This window comes from Kitasatospora sp. NPDC052896 (assembly GCF_044547075.1).
Classification (GTDB): domain Bacteria; phylum Actinomycetota; class Actinomycetes; order Streptomycetales; family Streptomycetaceae; genus Kitasatospora.
In genome coordinates this window covers 838,025-855,406 of the sequence record NZ_JBITZU010000001.1, presented here as the reverse complement: position 1 = coordinate 855,406, position 17,382 = coordinate 838,025, and the positions used below count along the sequence as shown (strand labels likewise).

Sequence of the window (17,382 nt, the reverse complement as noted above, 5' to 3'; positions counted from 1 at the left end):
TTGGCCACCCCGTTTTTGTTGGTTTGTGGGGGCGCGTCGCTGTTTTCCCCGGGGCCGGCCCCCGCGGGGGCGCGGGCCCCCCCCCCCCCCCCCCCCCCCCCCCCCGGCCCCGCCCGGCCGCTCGCCGTCCGCTCCTGTCTTCGCCCCGCTCCCGGCGGCGGCCGGCGGGCCCGCGGATGCAGGCCAGAGCAAGACCCCACCGGGGCCGGGGCGAGCGGCTCCACGGTTTTACCCACCTGCCCGGACCGGGACCCGCACCGAGCACGACCGGGGGGCCACTCGGCCAAATTGCGGTCAGGTCCAAAAGCCCTGACCGAGTCGCAACAGCTTACGACCCCCCGATCATGCTCGGACCCAGACCAGACAGGACACCGGCCAAAACCGCTCCACCGCCCACGTGCACACGTGCCCCAGCGGTGCCCACGGGTCGGCACGGTCCCTGCGACTCTCCCGGCTATGCTCGCGCGGGAGCGTCCCACGGCGCGTGGCTGCGCCGCGCCTCGTGGGGTTTAGTCGACCGTCAGCCCGTCGTATTTACCGCCCCAGCATTTGACGGTGTTGTGCAGATAGGGCTGTCCGCCGCCCGCCCTGCACTGAGAGGGGGTGGTGACGGGTTCCTGTGTGGTGGCGGCGGTGGCGGTGGCGGCGCCTGTGAGGCCGAGCCCGGCGAGGGCTGCCGTGGCGGTGGCGGCGGCGAGTATTCGTCGAATGCGCATTTGGTTCCCCTTTCACGGATTGCCTCGATTGGGGCACTAATCAGCTTGATATTCATCCATATGGGCGGCAAGCCATATTGCGCCATTCGGGTGACGGTGCTGTCGGGTGCGGGGTCGGTGACGCGACCCGTCGGACAGGCGATATGTAGGGCGTTTTGTCAAGCGGTGCAGGGGTGACCCGCCCCCGGCGTGGTGGGCCGCGGGCAAGGGGCCGGGTGGGGTGCGTGTCCTGGTGACGACACGCTGTCAGCCTGATATGCGCGGGCTGGTCACCGCGTGACCGGTTGTGCGTCGGGAGCACGCCGCTCGTCTAGCTAGCTGTCGGGCGTGGTCTATCCCGAACCAGATGCGCACCAGATCGGGCGGACAACGCCGGTAATCTGCGGTCAGATGAAGTCAATTCAGAGCAGCGAGATGGCGACGTTTTCGCAGCTCAGGGCCCGAATTTACGGCCCAGGAGCACTGATTCCCAAGCTTATGGCGCGAGTTCGATTCTCGTCGCCCGCTCAGAAGGAAAGCCCCAGGTCAGCGGCCTGGGGCTTTCTTGTTGTCTAGGTCAATGCTGGCTTGTGGTGGCAGATTCGCGCCAGATGGTCGCGGTGAGGGATGCCGGCTGGCAGGTCGCCGGCCGGCGCGGGCCTCCACGGCTCGGGTGTCTCCGCCGTCGATCGAGGCGGCCAACCAGCCAGCCGGACGAACGGGTCGGGGTCGGGCAACGCGATTTCTGGGACCGGAAGTTCTTGGATCCGGCGGAGGAGCGGCGCGACGTCGGCGGCGCCAGGCCGGGTGGCCTCCTGGTCTCGGGGTGACACGGGGTCCTGGGCCTTCCGGGCCCGCGAGGCCTGCGGCGTCCGGCGGGTGGCGGCCGGTTGTCCGTGGTTGTCACGCAAGACGCTGACGTCGGGTCGGCCCGCTGCACTAGCCTCGAGGCAGAGGCGCGGTGCGATGCGGTGGAGGGACTGGCGGTGGCCGAGCAGGAGCACGGGTTACGGCGACGGGGCGATGGCCACGAGGGCGATACCGTGGTGCCGGGAGCCGATTCGGGGGGCGGGCCGTTCGCACCCCACCTGCACGAACGCGGGTCGGAGATCCGTTCGGCGGCCGATGCGCTGCGGTCCCTCTCCCGGGTGACCGGCGCCGACGGCGCGGAGATCGGGGAGCTGCTGCTCTACGTCGGACCGGCGGGTCTCGGCAAGACCGCCGTGCTCACCGAGGTGCGCCGGCTGGCGAAGCGGGAGGGCTGCACGGTGCTCTTCGCCCGTGGCGGCGAGCAGCAGCGCAACGAGCCCTTCCACGTGGTGCGGCAACTGCTCCAGCCGATCACCGCGGCGCTGGCCGAGGCGGAGCAGCGGCAGGTCTTCGGGCACTGGTACGACATCGTCGGGCCCGCCGTGGGACTGCTCCCGCCGGCTGGACTGCTCGACCCGCAGGGCGTCCGGGACGGCCTCGACTTCGTGCTCACCCAACTCGTCCTGCGCCGGGCGCCGCTGGCCGTGATCGTCGACGACCTGCACTGGGCCGACCTCGAGTCGCTGCGCTGGCTGGCGGCCTTCGCGGTCCGTGCGCGGGAGTTGCCCGTGCTGATGGTCTTCGCGCGCCGTGACGAGGTCCCCGACGATGCCCTGGCCCTCCACCAGGGCATCGCCGCCCGGGCCGGCCGACGGCACGAGCTGCGCCCGCTTCAGCCGGACTCGGTCGCGAGTCTGGTCCGCGCCTCGCTGGGGGACGGGGCCGAGGACGCCTTCTGTCGCCACGTGTGGGCGGTGACCGGGGGCAACCCGTACGAGACCACCGCCCTGCTGGGCGAGGTCCGCGAGCAGCAGCTGGACCCGGTCGAGGAGAACTCCGGGCAGTTGCGCGAACTCGCCTCCGAGGCAAGGGGGATGACCTTCAAGCACTGGCTGGACAAGCTGGGACCGAGCACCCTGCGATTCGCCTGGGCAGCGTCGATGCTCGGCACCGACATCCATCCCGAGCTCGCGGCCGCCATCTGCGCGCAGGGCCCGGGTGCGGCCGCCGAGTCCATCAGGGAGTTGCGCAAGTTCCGCGTCCTGAGCAGTAGTTCGGACGGCCGGCTGGAGTTCGTCCACCCGTTGGTCGCCACCTCGGTCTACCAGTCGATGCCGGCCGGCACCCGCACCGCCATGCACGGCGTGGCCGCCGTCCAGGTCGAGAACGCGGGCCTGGGCCTGCTGGCCGCCTCCCGGCACCTGCTCGAGACCTTCCCGGAGGGCGACGGCGAGATGGTGCGGAAGCTGCGGAAGGCGGCTGCCGAGCACCTGGCCATCGGCGCGCCCGAAGCGGCCCAGCGGTGCCTGCGACGTGCGATGAGCGAGCCGCCGGACGAGGAGGACCGGGCCCAGGTGCTCTACGAGTTGGGCTGCTCGGCCCTGTTGACCAATCCGGCCACCACGGTGAACCAGCTGCGCCTCGCCCTGGACGAGGAGGACGGACTGAGCCCGGACCTCCGGGTGGACGCGACCTTCAGGCTCGCCCAGGCGCTGGCCCACAGCAACCAGCTGGGCGAGGCCGCCAGGGTGTGTGCCGAGGAGGCCACCCGCACCGCTCCGGGCCCCGGCCGGCTGCGCCTGGAGGTCGCGCACTTCATGTTCGCGGTCTTCCAGGGGGAGGACGACGACGGCCCGGGCCGCTCCCGCCGGCTGGAGGAGTTCGGCCGGCGGCTCACCGGGGACAGCAGCCCGAGCAGCGCCGTGTCGGTGTTGCGCTGCTGGGACCTCACCCTGCGCGGAGTGGACTTCACCGAGGCGATCGCCTTGGCGGAGTCCGCCCTGGAGGGAGGCGGGCTCCCGGCGGACCTTGGTTGGACGAACACCATGTGGGGCTTCGAGCTGCCCGGCATCCTCGGCATCTCCTACCTGTACGCCGACCGGATCGAGCGCGCGGAGGCGCTGTTCGGGGAGGCGATCCGGGCCTACGAGCTGGCCGGGTGGAGCGGTGGCCACCTGGGCTTCGCGCACTTCCTGATGGGACTCCTCCGGTTCCGGTGCGGCGACCTCGGCGGGGCGGAGGACTTCCTGCGCCGCGCCCTGCGGATAGCGGAGCGGATCGCCCCGGGCATCCCGTTGCAGTGGGACGCCGTGGGAGTGCTGGCCGACACCCTGCTCGCACGCGGTAAGGCCGACGAGGCCTGGGAACTCGCGGAACGGTACTCGTTCGGCCCGCCGTACCCGTCGGTCATGGTGCTGCCGGACGCCCCGACGCTCCACGGCAGGCTGCTGCTGGCCCGGGGCGACACCGAGGCCGCCGCCGCAGCCCTGGCCGCGGCCGGCGCCACCCTGGACGCGCGGGGCTGGCGCAACACGGTGTGGGCGCCCTGGACCGGGCACCTGGCGCTCGCGGTGGCCGACCGGGAGCCGGACCGGGCCCGGGAGCTCGCCGCGGACGCCGTGCGCCGCGCCGAGGAGTACGGCGCGGACTCCGCGGTCGGCGGCGCCCTGCGACTCTGCGCGGCGGTCCATGACGGACCGCGCGCCGTGACGATGCTCGAGGAGGCCGTACGGCGTCTGGAGCGCTCCCCGGCCGGCTACGAGCACGCCCGCGCCCTGGTCGACCTCGGGGTGGCGCTCGCCGGGACCGACCGGTCGCCCGACGCGGGCGCGTTCCTCCGGCGGGGCCTGGAACTGGCCGCCCGCTGCGGGGCCGACGGCCTGGCGGCCCGGGCGAGTACGGCCCTCTCCGCGCTCCTGTCACCCGGAACGCCCGTGTAGGCGGTGACCTGGGCAGACCCCGCGGGTGCCGGGGCCGGCGGTGGCCGGCTTCCGGGGCGTGAAGGCCCGCCACGTGAGTGACGCACCATCACGTTGCCGGGCGGGAGTGAGCCTTCACGTCGTCATAGGACTCGGCCCGGCGTGACCGCTGGCGGGCACCTGGCCGCGCGGATCACGCCACGACCGCTGCGCCGCAAGCCGGTCTCCACACTCGGGGATCCGGACGCCACGCCGCGCTGCCGCACCGTGGCCTACCGCCCGCCGGCCCGGTAGGTCTTCCTCCAGCGGGCGAGGTGGCGCGCGTCGCCCTGGCCGGAGCCGCTGAGCTGGACCAGTGGCTCCAGGGCGGCGCCGTTGTGCCAGCTGCCGAAGTGGTCGCGGTGGATGGCGATGATGCCGTTCTCCCGGGCGAAGGACTCGGCGGGCCGGGTGAAGCGGGTGGTGGTGACGAAGATCGCGACATCGGCCCCGAAGTGTTGCTTGGCGCCCAGCAGGTCGCGCACCTCGCGGCTGGGGATGGCGGCGGTGGGTGCGTAGCGCTTGCACTGGACCACCATCGTGCGGCCGTCCGGCAGGCGCCCGCGCACGTCGGCCCCGTTGTCGCCGGCGCCGCCCACGCGTCGGACCTCGGAGCAGCCGTCGCGACGGCACAGGGCGGCGACGAGCTCCTCGAACTCGGTGCCGGTCATCCTGTCCACGTCGGCGAGCGTCCGGCGGCCGGCCCGCACCAACTCCTCGGCCCGCCAACTCCGGTCCCGGTCACGCAGGGTCCGGTCGATGCGTCGCAGTCGCCAGCCCAGTAGTCCGACGCCGCCGATCCCGACCGCGGCGAGCAGGTAGGGCCAGATCAGCGACCACACCGCGATGAGCAGGAGCAGAAGCAGGGCGCCGCCGGCCAGGGTCGCCTCCCGCCGCCTGTTCCGCCGCCCGCGTGCGGACGAGCGCCCGCGTGCGGACGAGCGCCCGCGTGCGGACGAGCGGCGTCCACCTCGCTTGGCCATGTGGTCCCCCTCCGGTGTTCCCGGACAGCAGTGTTGGGCATGACGGTGATCCGCGGAAGACCGCCATCGGCCGGGTCGTTGGGGTGGGAACGGGGTCTGGACCGGGAGCGAGCGATAAGATACCTTCGCGAAGGTATCTTATGCCCCCTCAGTGGAGAGGAACGACACCGATGCCCCTTCTGGTCGAGCCCGAGATCGCCGTTCAGCGGCCTCCGTACCTCGTCTTCAGCGACGTCGACGAGACCCTGATCGCCTGCAAGAGCATGTTCGACTTCCTTCGCTTCCAACTCACCAGCAGACACGGGGAGTCGGGAGAGGACCGGTACCTGGAGATGGTCGGGGAGCTGCGCGCCATGGCGGCCGCCGGGGCGCCCCGGGAGGAGGTCAACCGGAGTTACTACCGGCTCTACGCCGGCGAGGAGGTGGCGGAGATCGCCGAGCTCGGGCGGCGGTGGTTCGCCGAGCGGAGCGCTACGCCGGGGTTCTTCATCGGGTCCACGGTCGCCGCGCTGCGCGAGCACCGCGCGGCCGGGGCGGAACTCGTCCTGGTCTCGGGCTCGTTCGACGCCTGCGTGGCGCCGATCGCCGGTCATGTCGGGGCGTCCTACGTGCTGGCCACCGCGCCGGAGGCGGTGGACGGGAGATACACCGGCGAGGTGGTCGAGCCGATGATCGGCTACGGCAAGCGGGCCGGCGTGATGCGGTTGCTGGCCGACCACGCGGCCGTCGACCCGCGGGACTGCTTCGCCTACGGCGACCACCTGTCGGATCTCCCGATGCTGGAGTGCGTGGGGCATCCGCGGGTCGTGGGCGGGGATCCCGAGCTGATCCGGCGCTTGGACCGTCGGGCGGGGGTCGAGCCCGGCTGCGCGGTGGCCTGCTGGTCGATGGGCGCCGGGCAACCGGGTGTGGAGCCGTGCCCGCGGGAGTGCGTCCTGTGAGCGGACCGCCCCGAGTGACCCGCCGATGACCGAATGGCAGGGGTTGGATGATCCAACCCCTGCCATTCGGTGTTCAGTTGATGCCTCGGAAGATGTGTGGTTCGTGGTCGTCGTCCTCCTCACCGGCGAGTCGGGGAGCGGGGCGGTCGCGATCGGTGTTCGTCATGGTTCAGCCCGCCACCGCGAGTTCGCGCTCGAGGGCCCGTAGTCTGGCCGGTCGGGCGTGCCGGGTGGGCGCCCACCTCAGCAGGGCCGAGCCGACCGACATGCCGCCGCCGAATCCCGACATCAGCACGACGTCGTCCTCGGTGAAGGCGCCCTGACGATGGCTCAGGTCGAGCGTGATCGGGATCGAGGCCGAGCCGGTGTTGCCGTAGAGCTCCAGCGCCAGGTGGCAGTCGGCGGAGCCGAGCCCGAGCTCGGGCCAGACCTCGCCGAGCATCACCCCGTTGGCCTGGTGGGGCACGAAGTGGTCCACCTGGTGGCGGAGCAGGCCGGCCTTGCGGAGCAGGGAGTGGACCGCGGCGGGCAGGTTCTCCTGGACGAAGTCGCGCACGCCGCGCCCGTCCATCCGGAAGAAGTGCCCGCCGTCCTCCAGGGTGCCGGCGGAGGCGGGGTGGCGGCTGCCGCCGGCCGGGACGCTGATCAGCCGGTGCTGGTCGCCCCGGGTGATCAGGCTGGTGGCCAGCGTGCCCTGGCCGTTCGGGACCCGGCCGAGGACGACCGCGCCGGCGCCGTCGCCGAAGAGGATGGCGGTCTTGCGGTCGGTGTAGTCCAGGATCCGGGAGTAGACGTCGGCGCCGATGACCAGGGCGTAGGAGTCCTCGGGCTCGCCGCGCAGGATGCGCTCGGCCGCGGTGAGCGCGTAGACGAATCCACTGCACACGGCGTTGACGTCGAACGCGGCCGCGTTGGTCGCGCCGATCAGCGACTGGACGATGCTGGCGGTGGCCGGCTGCGGGTGGTCGGGGGTCGAGGTCGCCAGCACGATGTAGCTGATCCGGTCCGCCGTCAGCCCGGCCTGTTCCAGGGCTCTCTCGGCGGCGGCCGCCGCGAGGTCGGAGGTGGCCTCGTGGGGGGCGGCTCGGCGGCGCTGCCGGATGCCGGTCTTGCGTTCGATCCACTCGGCGGTCACTCCGGCCCGCTGTCCGATCTCGTCGTTGTGCACGACGGTGCTGGGGAGGTAGGAGCCGGTGCTGATGACGCCGATCGAGTACGGGCGGTGCATGGTGGTGCCTCCTTCGAAGGGACGTGTGGGACGCGTGGGAGGTGGGAGAGGGCTTGGGGAGGCGGGTGGAGACGGCTGGGGTGGCGGAGGCCCGGCCGGGTCAGGCGTAGGTGGTGAACTCCTGGAAGCTCGGACCCTGCAGCTTGAGCTGGGCGTGGATGTCCCCGCCGAGCCCGAAGTGGCCGATCGCGCCGCCGTAGTTCTGCTGGTAGCTCATCCACAGCACGATCACGTTGATCACCCGGTTGGCGCCGGGGGAGCCGGCCTCGGGGAACGGGTTGGGCAGCGTCGCGCTGTAGTGCGCCATGCCGTGCTGGTCGGTCATGAAGGCGTTGGGGATGCCCAGCGGTCCGGGCCGGGTGGGGCCGGCGGGGTCGAGGTCGTGCTCGCGCAGCGACATCACGGTGTAGAGGCTGTCGGGGATCAGTCCGGTGAAGGCGAACGAGAAGCCGGCGCTGTGCCGGTCGGGGGAGAGGGAGACCTCCAGCTGGCCGCGGGCCTTCATCCACTGGCTGAGCCGGATCGGCTCGCGCACCTTCAGGCCGTCCTCGAACCTCGCGTCCGCGATCGGGGCCTGGTGCAGGGGGTAGCTCGGACGCTCGACGTTGTGTGCGTCCGGGCGCTGCTCGGGGGCGAAGAGCATGTGGTAGTTGTTGCACGGCAGCGGCAGCGGCAGGGTGTAGAGCGGCATCGCCGCGTCCTCGGGCGGGACGGCGGCCGGCAGCTCGCGGACGATCCGGTACGGGAGGTGCTGGCCGAAGGGCGGCAACGGGCTGTCGGCGGAGACCACGGCGCTGCCCCACTCGGCGACGGTGCCGCCGTCCGGGCCGGGCCGGTTGATCCGGCCGATCACGACGAAGTCGCCGTTCTCGTCCATGATCTCGCTCGGGGGGTAGAGCGGACCCTGGGTGGTGACGCTCAGGTCGTAGGTGCGGTTGGTGATCGTGGTGGGTTCGATGGCGACGGTCATGGCGGTGCTCTCCTTCACCGGGTCTGGGGACCCGCGGGACGCGGGGGTGTACGGCGCCCGCGTCCCGCGGGCCGACTGGGTGTGGACGGGGACTGGGACGGGAATCAGGCGCTGACCCGGGCGTAGAGCCGGGTGTAGAGGCCGCGGTCGCCCCCGGTGATGTACGAGTCGCCGGCCTGACGGACGATCTCCTGGTAGCGCGGAGAGGTGAAGACCGCCGTGTAGTCCTTCGGGTCGCAGGAGAAGCCGGAGACGAACATGACGCCCGGCTCGCTGCTCAGCACCGAGTGGTAGGCCTCGAAGATCTCGACCTCGGGCGAGGTCCGCACCACGTCGAAGATGGTCTCCTCGCGCCAGGCGCGGTAGCCGCGGTAGGCCGGCGGCGGGACCTCGACGTGCCGCATCTGCAGGAAGGGGGTGTTGGGCAGCGGGTCGTTGCCCGGCTTCGGCGCCTCGACGAAGTGCAGCATCTGGCGGCTGAAGTCGCTGACCGCCATCGGGCCGACCACGTCCCACAGCGCCCGCCAGTCCTTGCGCAGCGCGTCCAGCTCGTCGTAGTCGTTCAGCGGCGCCAGCTCCAGCAGGGTGGAGTCCTCCAGGCCCCGGAAGAGGATCCGGCCCTCGATGCCGGAGGCGGCGTGGTGGGCGACCCAGGCCTGGGCGGCGGCGTCGACCTGGTCGGGCTTGACGGACAGCTCGGTGACGGTGATCAGGGCGTTCGACATGGGAGTTCTCCTTCTTGGATGTACGTGCGGTTGGTGTGGTGCGGAGTGCTGGGGGTGGAACGGGTCAGGCGTTGACGAGGGTCCGGGTCTCGGCGTGGACCACGTGGTCCACCGCGTACTGGGCCCGCTTGTGCTCCTTGGGCTCGATGAGCGCGGACTCGAAGGCGGTGTACTCGACGTGGGTCAGCGAGGCGCGGCGGCCCGCCTGGTGCACGCTGATCTCGGCGCTGAACGAGAGCCGGCTGGGATCGGCCAACTCGGCCCTGGTGGTGGTGAATTCGACGGTGGCGTCGAGCGGGAAGAGGAAGTTCTCGAAGCTGGTGTTCATCGTGTCGATGACGTAGTAGTACGAGCGCTCGGGGTGGCTGCTGGCGTAGAACCGCTCGCTGACCGCCAGGAACATCTGGCGCGCGGCCTCGACGGCCACCATGCCCTGGACGTGCTGTCCGGTCTGGTGGTCGAGCAGCAGCTCGTTGTCGTTGTGCACCCGCAGGGTGGCGAGGAAGCGGGCGCTGCCCTCCTGGCGCAGGTCGGCGATCAGCGTGTTCTCGGTCAGTCGCTTGTGCACCTCGCCCTGGGGGGAGAGGTCCGGCACGGCGAACTGGAACTCCAGCCGGCCGTCGAGTCCGAGCCGGGCGGCCTCTTCGCGCACCGCCGCCCACTCGGCGAGGGTGACGCCCTGGGCGGCCCGGACGACGGTCCGCTCGGGCAGGTCGGCGTATCCGCCGAGCAGGAGCTCGCTGATGAAGTCCGAAACGGTGCGGACGCCCTCGTGGACGGCGAATCCGGCGAAGCGGTCGCCGACGAGTAGGACGGTTCGGGGTTGGGTCGACATGGGTCTCTCCTTGGCTGACGGGCCTCCGGACGGAGGCTGGGCGCAGGGCATTGCAGCTGGGTGTTGCAAGCGGGTGGCGGCGAATGGCAGTGGCTCGCATTCGACGCGAAGGCTCGTGGTGCAGGAAGAGCTGTGCGGGAAGAACTGTGCGAAAGAGCAGGTGGCGCGGCCGTTGCCCGGAGTCGGTGTCCCCCGTACTGCGTCGGGCTGGGCCGGTGAGAAGAACGTTAGTCCGGACCCGGCCGGCAGCGCAACCATCTAGTTGGTTTTTCTCAACCACCCAGTTGGTTGCCCCCCGGGCTATCCTCGATCCATGACAGTCACCACCAAGGCCCAGGAGACCCGGGGCAAGCTGCTGGAGGCCGCGCAGGAGGAGTTCTCCGAGCACGGCCTGGCGGGTGCCCGAGTGGATCGCATCGCCGAACGCTCAGGGGTCAACAAGCAACGCATCTATGCCTACTTCGGCAACAAGGAGGCCCTCTTCTCGGCCGTCCTCAGCCGGGTGTACGAGCAGATGGGCGAGCAGGTGCCCATTCCCTCGACCGAGGAGGGGTTGCGCGGATACGTCGGCCAGGTCTTCGACTACCACCGCCGTTACGGCGACCTGGTCCGGCTGCTCGCCTGGGAGGGTCTGCACTACCGCGACCGGCCGATCCCCAGCGAGAAGGAGCGCGAGACCTACTACACCCACAAGACCGCGTCGCTCAGCGTCGCCCTGGGCATCGACGACCCGACCGCCTCCGCCCGGGTGCTGATCGCCCTGATCGGCCTCGCGTCCTGGGCGTTCATCGTGCCGCAGCAGCGTCGGCTGATGCTCGGGCCGGAGCACGACTCGGAGGCCAGCTGGGCCCTGCTGCGCGCCAGCGTGGTCGCCGGCGGCCACGCGGTCATCGACAACGCCCTGCACGGCACCGCCTGACCGAACCCCACCAACTCGCCGCGGACCGCCCGGTGGTGAGCGCAACCCGATGCGCTCGCCACCGGGCGGTCCGCGTTCTCGTGGGGCCACCGGCTGCGCCGGATTGAAAACCAACTAGATGGTTGCGCTGGGCGGGGATCTCCGATAGCGTCAGTGACGTCGAGCCGCGCATCGCCCAAGTCCGGCGAACGCCCCACTTCCCAGGGTTAGTTGCGGCTTCCCTGAACACTCCCTCGGAAGAAACCCGGAGAAGACGATGGCAGTTGACGAGACGTCAGATCAGGTGGTCCTGGTCAGTGGCGCAACTGGCGGAATCGGCAGTGCGATTGTCGAGGAACTGGCCGGCACCGGCGCCACGGTGGTCCTGCTCGGCCGTGATCAGGAGCGCCTGGACCTGACCCGCCGGTCCGTTGCCGAACGGATCGACGCGCCGGGCCGGCTGGTCACCCGCGTCGTGGACATCAACGACGGCGCCGCGGTCGACGCCGCGGTCGCCGGCGTCCTCGCCGAACTGGGCCGGATCGACGCCGTGGTCCACGCGGCGGGCGACGGCCCGGTCGCCGCGCTGGCCGAGGCCACCGACGAGATGTGGCACACCACCCTCAACGGCAAGCTGATGGGCGCGGTCCGGTTGACCCGCGCGGTGGCCGGCCCGATGGCCGCCCGGGGCCACGGCCGGATCGTGCTGGTGGCCGGCGCCTTCCGGACCACGCCCGACCCGCTCTTCCCGATCAACAGCACCGTCAACGCCGGCCTCGCCGCCTTCGCCAAGGCGGTCTCCAAGAACCTCGGACGCTCCGGCATCCGGGTCAACGTGGTGGACCCGGGTGCCGTGGACACCGAGCTGTGGACCCGGACCGCCAAGGAGCTGGCGGACCTCACCGGTGGCACGCCGGCGGACGTCGACGCCCAGGTGGTGGCCGGCACCCCGCTCGGTGCGCTGACCCGGCCCGGCGACGTCGCCGGGCTGGTCGGCTTCCTGCTCTCACCCGCCGCCGCCCAGATCACCGGCGCCGCGATCACCGTCGACGGCGGCGCCTGCCCCGCGCTGTAGTGACCGATCCACCGTGTGCCCCCGCAACCCAAGGAGAAGACCATGCCCATCCTGACCGTCACCACCTGGCCGAACCAGACCGACGAGAAGTGCCAGGAGCTGATCGAGGAACTGACCACGACGGTGCACAAGGTCACCGGAGCACCGTTCGACAAGATCACCGTCTACATCAACGAGATACCGCAGAACCGCTGGGGCGAGGGCGGGGTGCTCGGCACCAACCCCGAGTTCGCCGAACTCAGCCGCCGCCGCACCGCCTGACCCGCCCACTCCTCCTCACCCGAAGGTAGCTCCGATGGCTCTCACCATCTCGCGGAACGCCCCGGCCGCGGCCCGCCCCAAGTCCGCCCCCACCGAATCCCCGTCCACACCGCCCTCCACCGGTCGCTCGTCCTCGACCATCGTGCTGATCGCCGCGCTGCTCAGCTTCTTCATCATCTCGCTGGACGGCTCGGTGGTGAACGTGGCGCTGCCGGCCATCGGGCACAGCCTGCGCGGCGGAATGTCCTCGCTGCAGTGGGTGGTCGACGGCTACACCCTGATGTTCGCGGCCCTGATGCTGTCGGCCGGCGCGTTCTCCGACCGGATCGGTGCCAACCGGGCGTACGCCGTCGGGCTCGGCGCCTTCACCCTCGCCTCGGCGGCCTGTGGGTTCGCCCCCGGTCTCGGCACCCTGATCGGCGCCCGGATGGTGCAGGGCGCGGCCGCGGCCATCATGGTCCCGACCTCGCTGGCGCTGATCCGGCAGACCTACGCCGACGCGGCCAAGCGGGCCCGTGCGGTGGCGATCTGGACGGCCGCGGGTGCCGTCGCCGTCGCGATCGGTCCGGTGGCCGGCGGTGCGCTGACCGCCGGGTTGGGCTGGCGGTCGATCTTCTTCCTGAACCTCCCGGTGGGTGCGGTCGGCCTGGCCCTGCTGGCCCGCATCCCGCAGTCGCCGCGTCGTGAGGCGCCGCTGGACATGCTCGGCCAGCTGTCCGTGATGATCTCGCTGGCGACCCTGACCTACGCCGTGATCGAGAGCGGCCGGCTCGGCTTCGGCTCCCCGACCATCATCGGGATGCTGGTCGTCTCCGCGCTCGCCATGGGCGTCTTCCTGCTCGCCCAGGCTCGCCGGGCGCAGCCGATGGTGCCGCTGGGCCTGTTCCGCAACCGGACCGTGCTGGTCTGCATCGCGGCCGGCTTCGCCCTCAACGCGGTCTTCTACGGTGTGATCTTCCTCTTCGGGCTCTTCTTCCAGCAGGTCCGCGGTGAGTCGCCGGTCAGCGCCGGTGCGATGTTCATCCCGATGTGCGGTCTGATCGCCGTGGTGAACATGGCCAGCGTCAAGCTGGCGGCCAAGACCGGCCCGCGGGTGCCGATGGTGCTGGGTCAGCTGATCATGGGATCCGGTGCGCTGGTGCTGCTCGCGGTGACCGCCGGGGCCCCGGCCTGGGTGCCGGTGCTGCTGCTGGTCCCGATCGGCATCGGAGGCGGCCTGGCCGTTCCGTCGCTGACCGCGGTGCTGCTGGAGAGCGTCCCGGCCGAGTGGGCCGGTACCGCCGCCGCCGTCCTCAACACCTTCCGCCAGGTGGGCGGTTGCCTCGCGGTCGCGGTCTTCGGTGCGCTGATCGCCGACCGGGCGACCTTCCAGCACGGCATGCACGTCAGCCTGGTCGCCTCGGTGATCATGCTGGCGGTGACCGCCGCCGCGACGCTCTTCCTGCTTCCCCGCTCCGGTAGCAGGACCAACGCCTGACGCCTGGTCACCGCTCGCCGTAGGCACGAGACCTGAACCGCCCGATCCCGGGCGGTTCAGGTCTTGTTGTGAGCTGGCTCACACGCATAAAATACCTTCACGAAGGTATTATTGGTCCATGATTCGATGTGCTCCGATGGAGGAATCGCCATGACCGCGCTCCGGGAGAGATCCGCCGAACTGGTCAGGATTCGCGAGCAGGTGCTGGAGGGCCCCACCCCCGAGGCGACCGCTCAGCAGCACGCGCGGGGCCGGCTCACCGCCCGCGAACGCATTCAACTCCTAATTGACGAAGGCTCGTTCACCGAGATCGAGCCGCTCCGCCGGCACCGGGCCAGCGGCTTCGGCCTGGAGACGAAGCGGCCGTACACCGACGGCGTGATCACCGGCTGGGGTCGGGTGCACGGCCGGCCGGTCTTCGTCTACGCGCACGACTTCCGGATCTTCGGCGGCGCGCTGGGCGAGGCCCACGCGCAGAAGATCCACAAGATCATGGACCTGGCGGCCGCCGCCGGCGCCCCGCTGGTCAGCCTGAACGACGGCGCCGGTGCGCGGATCCAGGAGGGCGTCTCGGCGCTGGCCGGCTACGGCGGCATCTTCACCCGCAACGTGCTGGCCTCCGGGGTGATCCCGCAGATCAGCGTGATGCTCGGCCCGTGCGCGGGCGGGGCCGCCTACTCGCCGGCGCTGACCGACTTCGTCTTCATGGTCCGCGACATCTCCCAGATGTTCATCACCGGGCCGGACGTGGTGCAGGCGGTGACCGGCGAACGGGTCAGTCAGAACGGCCTGGGCGGCGCCGACGTGCACGCCACCGTCTCCGGGGTGGCCGCCGGGGCCTACGACAGCGAGCAGGCCTGCCTGCAGGACGTCCGCCACCTGCTCTCGCTGCTGCCCGCCAACAACCGCGAACTTCCGCCGCACGTCGAGCCGTTCGACCGTCCGGACCGGAGCTGCGACGGGCTGCTCGACCTGGTCCCGGGCGAGCCGAACCGCTCGTACGACATGCACCGGGTGATCGAGGAGATCGTCGACGACGGGGAGTTCTTCGAGATCCAGCCGGGGTGGGCCGCCAACGTGGTCTGCGCGCTGGCCCGGCTGGACGGCCACGTAACCGGCATCGTGGCCAACCAACCCGCGGCGATGGCCGGCGTGCTGGACATCCACGCCTCCGAGAAGGCGGCCCGCTTCGTGCAGTTCTGCGACGCGTTCAACATCCCGTTGGTGACCCTGGTGGACGTGCCCGGCTTCCTGCCGGGAGTCGGCCAGGAACACGACGGCATCATCCGGCACGGCGCCAAGCTGCTCTACTCCTACTGCAACGCGACCGTGCCGCGGATCTCGCTGATCCTGCGCAAGGCCTACGGCGGCGCCTACATCGTGATGGACTCCCGCTCGATCGGCGCCGACCTCTCACTGGCCTGGCCGAGCAACGAGATCGCCGTGATGGGCGCGGAGGGCGCGGCCAACGTGATCTTCCGGCGCGAGATCGCGGCGGCCGACGATCCCGACGCCGTCCGGCAGCAGCGGATCAAGGAGTACCAGGCCGAGTTGATGCACCCGTACTACGCGGCCGAGCGCGGGCTGGTCGACGACGTGATCGACCCGGCCGAGACCCGGTCGGTGCTGATCCGCTCGCTGGAGATGCTCCGCGGCAAGCACGCCGAGCTGCCGTCCCGCAAGCACGGGAACCCACCGCTGTGAGCCGACCACCTGTCACCGCCCCGGTGTTGCGCGTGCTGCACGGCAACCCGAGTCCGGCCGAGCTGGCCGCCGTCACCGCGGTGCTGCTCGGCGCCGCCCGTGGCACCCGGCGGACCGCACCGTCCGCCCCGACCCGCACCGTCCAGTGGGACGCCCGCCGGCCCGCCCATCGCATCGCCACCTCCTGGCACACCGACCCGCGTCGCTGATGGACCGCGGCGCCGTTCGAAGGAGCACCATCATGTCCCCGACCGCACGTCCCTCCCACGGCGCTCGCCTGGAGACGTACTCCGTCTCCGAGGTCGAGCGGATCAGCGGCCTGTCCTCCGACGAGCTGCACTGGTACGAGGAGTTCGGCCTGATCGACGACGTCGGCCAGGAGCCGGGCGGGCAGCGCGTCTACTCCGCCGTCAACCTCCGCTGGCTGGAGTTCCTCAACCGGCTGCGCAGCACCGGGATGCCGGTGGAGCAGATGCGCCGGTACGTCGAACTGGCCCGGGCGGGCGACCACACGGTGGCCGAGCGCAGAGCACTGCTGAGCGAGCACCGGCGGCTGGTGCTCGCCCACGTCGAGGAGCTCAACGCCACGGTCAACTACCTGAACTGGCAGATCTCCTTCTACCAGGAGAAGGAGGTGGCGATGGGCGGCCGCTGACTACAGCCGGGGCAGCGCCGCCGCCGCGTAGGCCTCGGCGGCCGTCTCCAGCCGCAGGGCGCCGTGGCCGGCGATGGTGTGCAGGTCCCGCCACAGTCGCTGGAGTTCGCCGGCGCCTTCGCGGACATGGGCACCGCCGGTGCGCAGCAGCCGCTCGACGGCGGTGACCAGCAGGTCCACGGCCACCGCGGCGTCCCGCTGGTTGCGGGCCACCAGCTCCTCGGTGACCGGGTCGGCGTCGGCCCGCCGGGCCGCCTCGGTGACCAGCAGCTGGGCGGCGTCGATCTCGGCTGACGAACGGAGCAGGGTCTCGCGCACCGCCGCGCTCTCCTGGTTCGGCCGGCCGCCGGACTTCCGCGCCGCCCAGACGGACCAGACCCGCAGCGCACGGCGGGCGGCGCCGAGCGCCGGCGCGCAGAACATCAGCCCGCCGGCCAGCTGCGCGGGCGCCTGGTGGCAGCGGGCGGCGTCCGGGTCGGTCGCGCCGGCCAGCAGGTCCGCGAGCAGGAAGGACCGGTGGGCCGGCACCGTGGTGGTCTCGACCAGCACGGTGTTGCTCCCGGTACCGCGCAGTCCGACGCCGTCCCAGCTCGGTCGCACCGTGAGGTCGGCGGCGGGGACGGCCAGGACGCGGGCCCGCCGGCCGTCCTGGCACGGCTCCCAGGCGGCCAGCAGTACCCAGTCGGCGAAGTCCGCGCCGCTGGCGCACTGCCACTCGCCGTGCAGCCGCCAGCCGCCGTCCTCGGTCGGGACGGCGGTGCCGGAGGGCGGCGCGATGGCGGCGGCGATCCGGACGTCCGGCGTGGCTCCCCACAGCTCGCGCCGGCCGTCCGGCGGCAGCTGGGCGGCGAAGCGGCCGTGGGCGGCGAAGAGGGTGGCGCACCAGGCCGCCGAGGCGCAGCCCTCGGCCACGGCGGCGACCCGGGCGACGAGCTCGGCGAAGCCGCCCTCGGCGCCGCCCCAGCGGCGGGGCACGAAGTGTCGGGTGAACCCGGCGGCCACCAGGGCGGCCACGGTCTCCTCGGCCAGTCGTCGGTCGCGCTCGGCGGCCTCGGCGTACCGGGCGGCCAGCTCGGTGGTCCGGCTGATCCGGGCGTCGTCCATGTCAGCTCTCCTTGGCGTGCGTTTCGGGGGGATGTTGCGACGGATGGATCTGTTGAACAGTCAG

The 17,382-nt window shown here is 71.7% G+C and carries 16 protein-coding genes and 1 pseudogene; 10 read left to right on the top strand and 7 right to left on the bottom strand.

Translation table 11 applies throughout. The features are described from left to right. Positions 1–509: 509 nt before the first annotated feature. Positions 510–716 carry a hypothetical protein gene (locus tag ACIGXM_RS04055; RefSeq protein WP_396556544.1) on the bottom strand — a complete coding sequence of 69 codons (207 nt, stop codon included), beginning with the start codon at positions 714–716 and terminating at the stop codon, positions 510–512. 1,025 nt (positions 717–1,741) lie between these two features. Here ACIGXM_RS04055 and ACIGXM_RS04050 point away from each other — a divergent pair. Further along, positions 1,742–4,444 (top strand): ATP-binding protein, encoded by a 2,703-nt coding sequence (locus ACIGXM_RS04050; RefSeq protein ID WP_396556542.1) that lies wholly within the window; start codon positions 1,742–1,744, stop codon positions 4,442–4,444. A gap of 135 nt (positions 4,445–4,579) precedes the next feature. Further along, positions 4,580–4,672: pseudogene (locus tag ACIGXM_RS04045) on the top strand (NAD-dependent epimerase); the annotation flags it as partial. 23 nt (positions 4,673–4,695) lie between these two features. On the opposite strand, the gene ACIGXM_RS04040 reads toward ACIGXM_RS04045, so the two are convergent. Beyond that, positions 4,696–5,445, bottom strand: a complete 750-nt coding sequence (locus ACIGXM_RS04040; RefSeq protein ID WP_396556540.1) for a restriction endonuclease — start codon at positions 5,443–5,445, stop codon at positions 4,696–4,698. Between the two features lie 170 nt (positions 5,446–5,615). On the opposite strand from ACIGXM_RS04040, the gene ACIGXM_RS04035 reads away from it, so the two are divergent. Next, positions 5,616–6,386: an HAD family hydrolase gene (locus ACIGXM_RS04035; protein WP_396556538.1), complete on the top strand. Its 771-nt coding sequence runs from the start codon at positions 5,616–5,618 to the stop codon at positions 6,384–6,386. 169 nt (positions 6,387–6,555) lie between these two features. Here ACIGXM_RS04035 and ACIGXM_RS04030 read toward each other — a convergent pair whose 3' ends face one another. The 4 genes from ACIGXM_RS04030 to ACIGXM_RS04015 all read right to left on the bottom strand — a co-directional run bounded on the left by ACIGXM_RS04030 (position 6,556) and on the right by ACIGXM_RS04015 (position 10,144). After that, entirely contained in the window at positions 6,556–7,614 is a 1,059-nt protein-coding gene (locus ACIGXM_RS04030) for a 3-oxoacyl-ACP synthase III family protein (RefSeq protein WP_396556536.1), read from the bottom strand. A 100-nt stretch (positions 7,615–7,714) separates the two neighbouring features. Beyond that, complete coding sequence (locus ACIGXM_RS04025) at positions 7,715–8,584, bottom strand: hypothetical protein (RefSeq protein ID WP_396556534.1); 870 nt, start codon at positions 8,582–8,584, stop codon at positions 7,715–7,717. 104 nt (positions 8,585–8,688) lie between these two features. Then, positions 8,689–9,309 (bottom strand): hypothetical protein, encoded by a 621-nt coding sequence (locus ACIGXM_RS04020; RefSeq protein ID WP_396556532.1) that lies wholly within the window; start codon positions 9,307–9,309, stop codon positions 8,689–8,691. Between the two features lie 64 nt (positions 9,310–9,373). After that, positions 9,374–10,144 (bottom strand): AfsA-related hotdog domain-containing protein, encoded by a 771-nt coding sequence (locus tag ACIGXM_RS04015; protein ID WP_396556530.1) that lies wholly within the window; start codon positions 10,142–10,144, stop codon positions 9,374–9,376. Between the two features lie 313 nt (positions 10,145–10,457). Here ACIGXM_RS04015 and ACIGXM_RS04010 point away from each other — a divergent pair, with 313 nt between their 5' ends. The 7 genes from ACIGXM_RS04010 to ACIGXM_RS03980 all read left to right on the top strand — a co-directional run bounded on the left by ACIGXM_RS04010 (position 10,458) and on the right by ACIGXM_RS03980 (position 16,214). Next, entirely contained in the window at positions 10,458–11,063 is a 606-nt protein-coding gene (locus ACIGXM_RS04010; protein ID WP_396556528.1) for a TetR/AcrR family transcriptional regulator, read from the top strand. A gap of 256 nt (positions 11,064–11,319) precedes the next feature. Next, entirely contained in the window at positions 11,320–12,117 is a 798-nt protein-coding gene (locus tag ACIGXM_RS04005; RefSeq protein ID WP_396556526.1) for an SDR family oxidoreductase, read from the top strand. A 42-nt stretch (positions 12,118–12,159) separates the two neighbouring features. After that, the gene (locus ACIGXM_RS04000; protein ID WP_396556524.1) at positions 12,160–12,378 is read left to right on the top strand and encodes a 4-oxalocrotonate tautomerase family protein; all 219 of its coding nucleotides are present in this window, start codon (positions 12,160–12,162) and stop codon (positions 12,376–12,378) included. Between the two features lie 34 nt (positions 12,379–12,412). Further along, positions 12,413–13,855, top strand: coding sequence for an MFS transporter (locus ACIGXM_RS03995; RefSeq protein WP_396556522.1), 1,443 nt, complete (start codon positions 12,413–12,415; stop codon positions 13,853–13,855). A gap of 150 nt (positions 13,856–14,005) precedes the next feature. Next, positions 14,006–15,559, top strand: a complete 1,554-nt coding sequence (locus tag ACIGXM_RS03990; protein WP_396556520.1) for an acyl-CoA carboxylase subunit beta — start codon at positions 14,006–14,008, stop codon at positions 15,557–15,559. Continuing rightward, positions 15,556–15,768: an acyl-CoA carboxylase subunit epsilon gene (locus ACIGXM_RS03985; protein WP_396556518.1), complete on the top strand. Its 213-nt coding sequence runs from the start codon at positions 15,556–15,558 to the stop codon at positions 15,766–15,768. Before ACIGXM_RS03990 ends, ACIGXM_RS03985 begins: the two co-directional genes overlap by 4 nt. A 32-nt stretch (positions 15,769–15,800) precedes the next feature. Beyond that, entirely contained in the window at positions 15,801–16,214 is a 414-nt protein-coding gene (locus tag ACIGXM_RS03980; RefSeq protein WP_396556516.1) for a MerR family transcriptional regulator, read from the top strand. Here ACIGXM_RS03980 and ACIGXM_RS03975 read toward each other — a convergent pair whose 3' ends face one another. Continuing rightward, positions 16,215–17,318 (bottom strand): acyl-CoA dehydrogenase family protein, encoded by a 1,104-nt coding sequence (locus ACIGXM_RS03975; protein WP_396556514.1) that lies wholly within the window; start codon positions 17,316–17,318, stop codon positions 16,215–16,217. It lies immediately after the preceding gene. Positions 17,319–17,382: the final 64 nt, after the last annotated feature.

Excerpts from the sequence above, each read along its gene's own strand:
- ACIGXM_RS04035 (WP_396556538.1), top strand. The coding sequence starts at position 5,616 with ATGCCCCTTCTGGTCGAGCCCGAGATCGCCGTTCAGCGGCCTCCGTAC.
- ACIGXM_RS04055 (WP_396556544.1), bottom strand. The coding sequence starts at position 716 with ATGCGCATTCGACGAATACTCGCCGCCGCCACCGCCACGGCAGCCCTC.
- ACIGXM_RS04000 (WP_396556524.1), top strand. The coding sequence starts at position 12,160 with ATGCCCATCCTGACCGTCACCACCTGGCCGAACCAGACCGACGAGAAG.
- ACIGXM_RS04020 (WP_396556532.1), bottom strand. The coding sequence starts at position 9,309 with ATGTCGAACGCCCTGATCACCGTCACCGAGCTGTCCGTCAAGCCCGAC.
- ACIGXM_RS03995 (WP_396556522.1), top strand. The coding sequence starts at position 12,413 with ATGGCTCTCACCATCTCGCGGAACGCCCCGGCCGCGGCCCGCCCCAAG.
- ACIGXM_RS04025 (WP_396556534.1), bottom strand. The coding sequence starts at position 8,584 with ATGACCGTCGCCATCGAACCCACCACGATCACCAACCGCACCTACGAC.
- ACIGXM_RS04030 (WP_396556536.1), bottom strand. The coding sequence starts at position 7,614 with ATGCACCGCCCGTACTCGATCGGCGTCATCAGCACCGGCTCCTACCTC.
- ACIGXM_RS04015 (WP_396556530.1), bottom strand. The coding sequence starts at position 10,144 with ATGTCGACCCAACCCCGAACCGTCCTACTCGTCGGCGACCGCTTCGCC.
- ACIGXM_RS03975 (WP_396556514.1), bottom strand. The coding sequence starts at position 17,318 with ATGGACGACGCCCGGATCAGCCGGACCACCGAGCTGGCCGCCCGGTAC.
- ACIGXM_RS03980 (WP_396556516.1), top strand. The coding sequence starts at position 15,801 with ATGTCCCCGACCGCACGTCCCTCCCACGGCGCTCGCCTGGAGACGTAC.
- ACIGXM_RS03990 (WP_396556520.1), top strand. The coding sequence starts at position 14,006 with ATGACCGCGCTCCGGGAGAGATCCGCCGAACTGGTCAGGATTCGCGAG.
- ACIGXM_RS04005 (WP_396556526.1), top strand. The coding sequence starts at position 11,320 with ATGGCAGTTGACGAGACGTCAGATCAGGTGGTCCTGGTCAGTGGCGCA.
- ACIGXM_RS04010 (WP_396556528.1), top strand. The coding sequence starts at position 10,458 with ATGACAGTCACCACCAAGGCCCAGGAGACCCGGGGCAAGCTGCTGGAG.
- ACIGXM_RS04040 (WP_396556540.1), bottom strand. The coding sequence starts at position 5,445 with ATGGCCAAGCGAGGTGGACGCCGCTCGTCCGCACGCGGGCGCTCGTCC.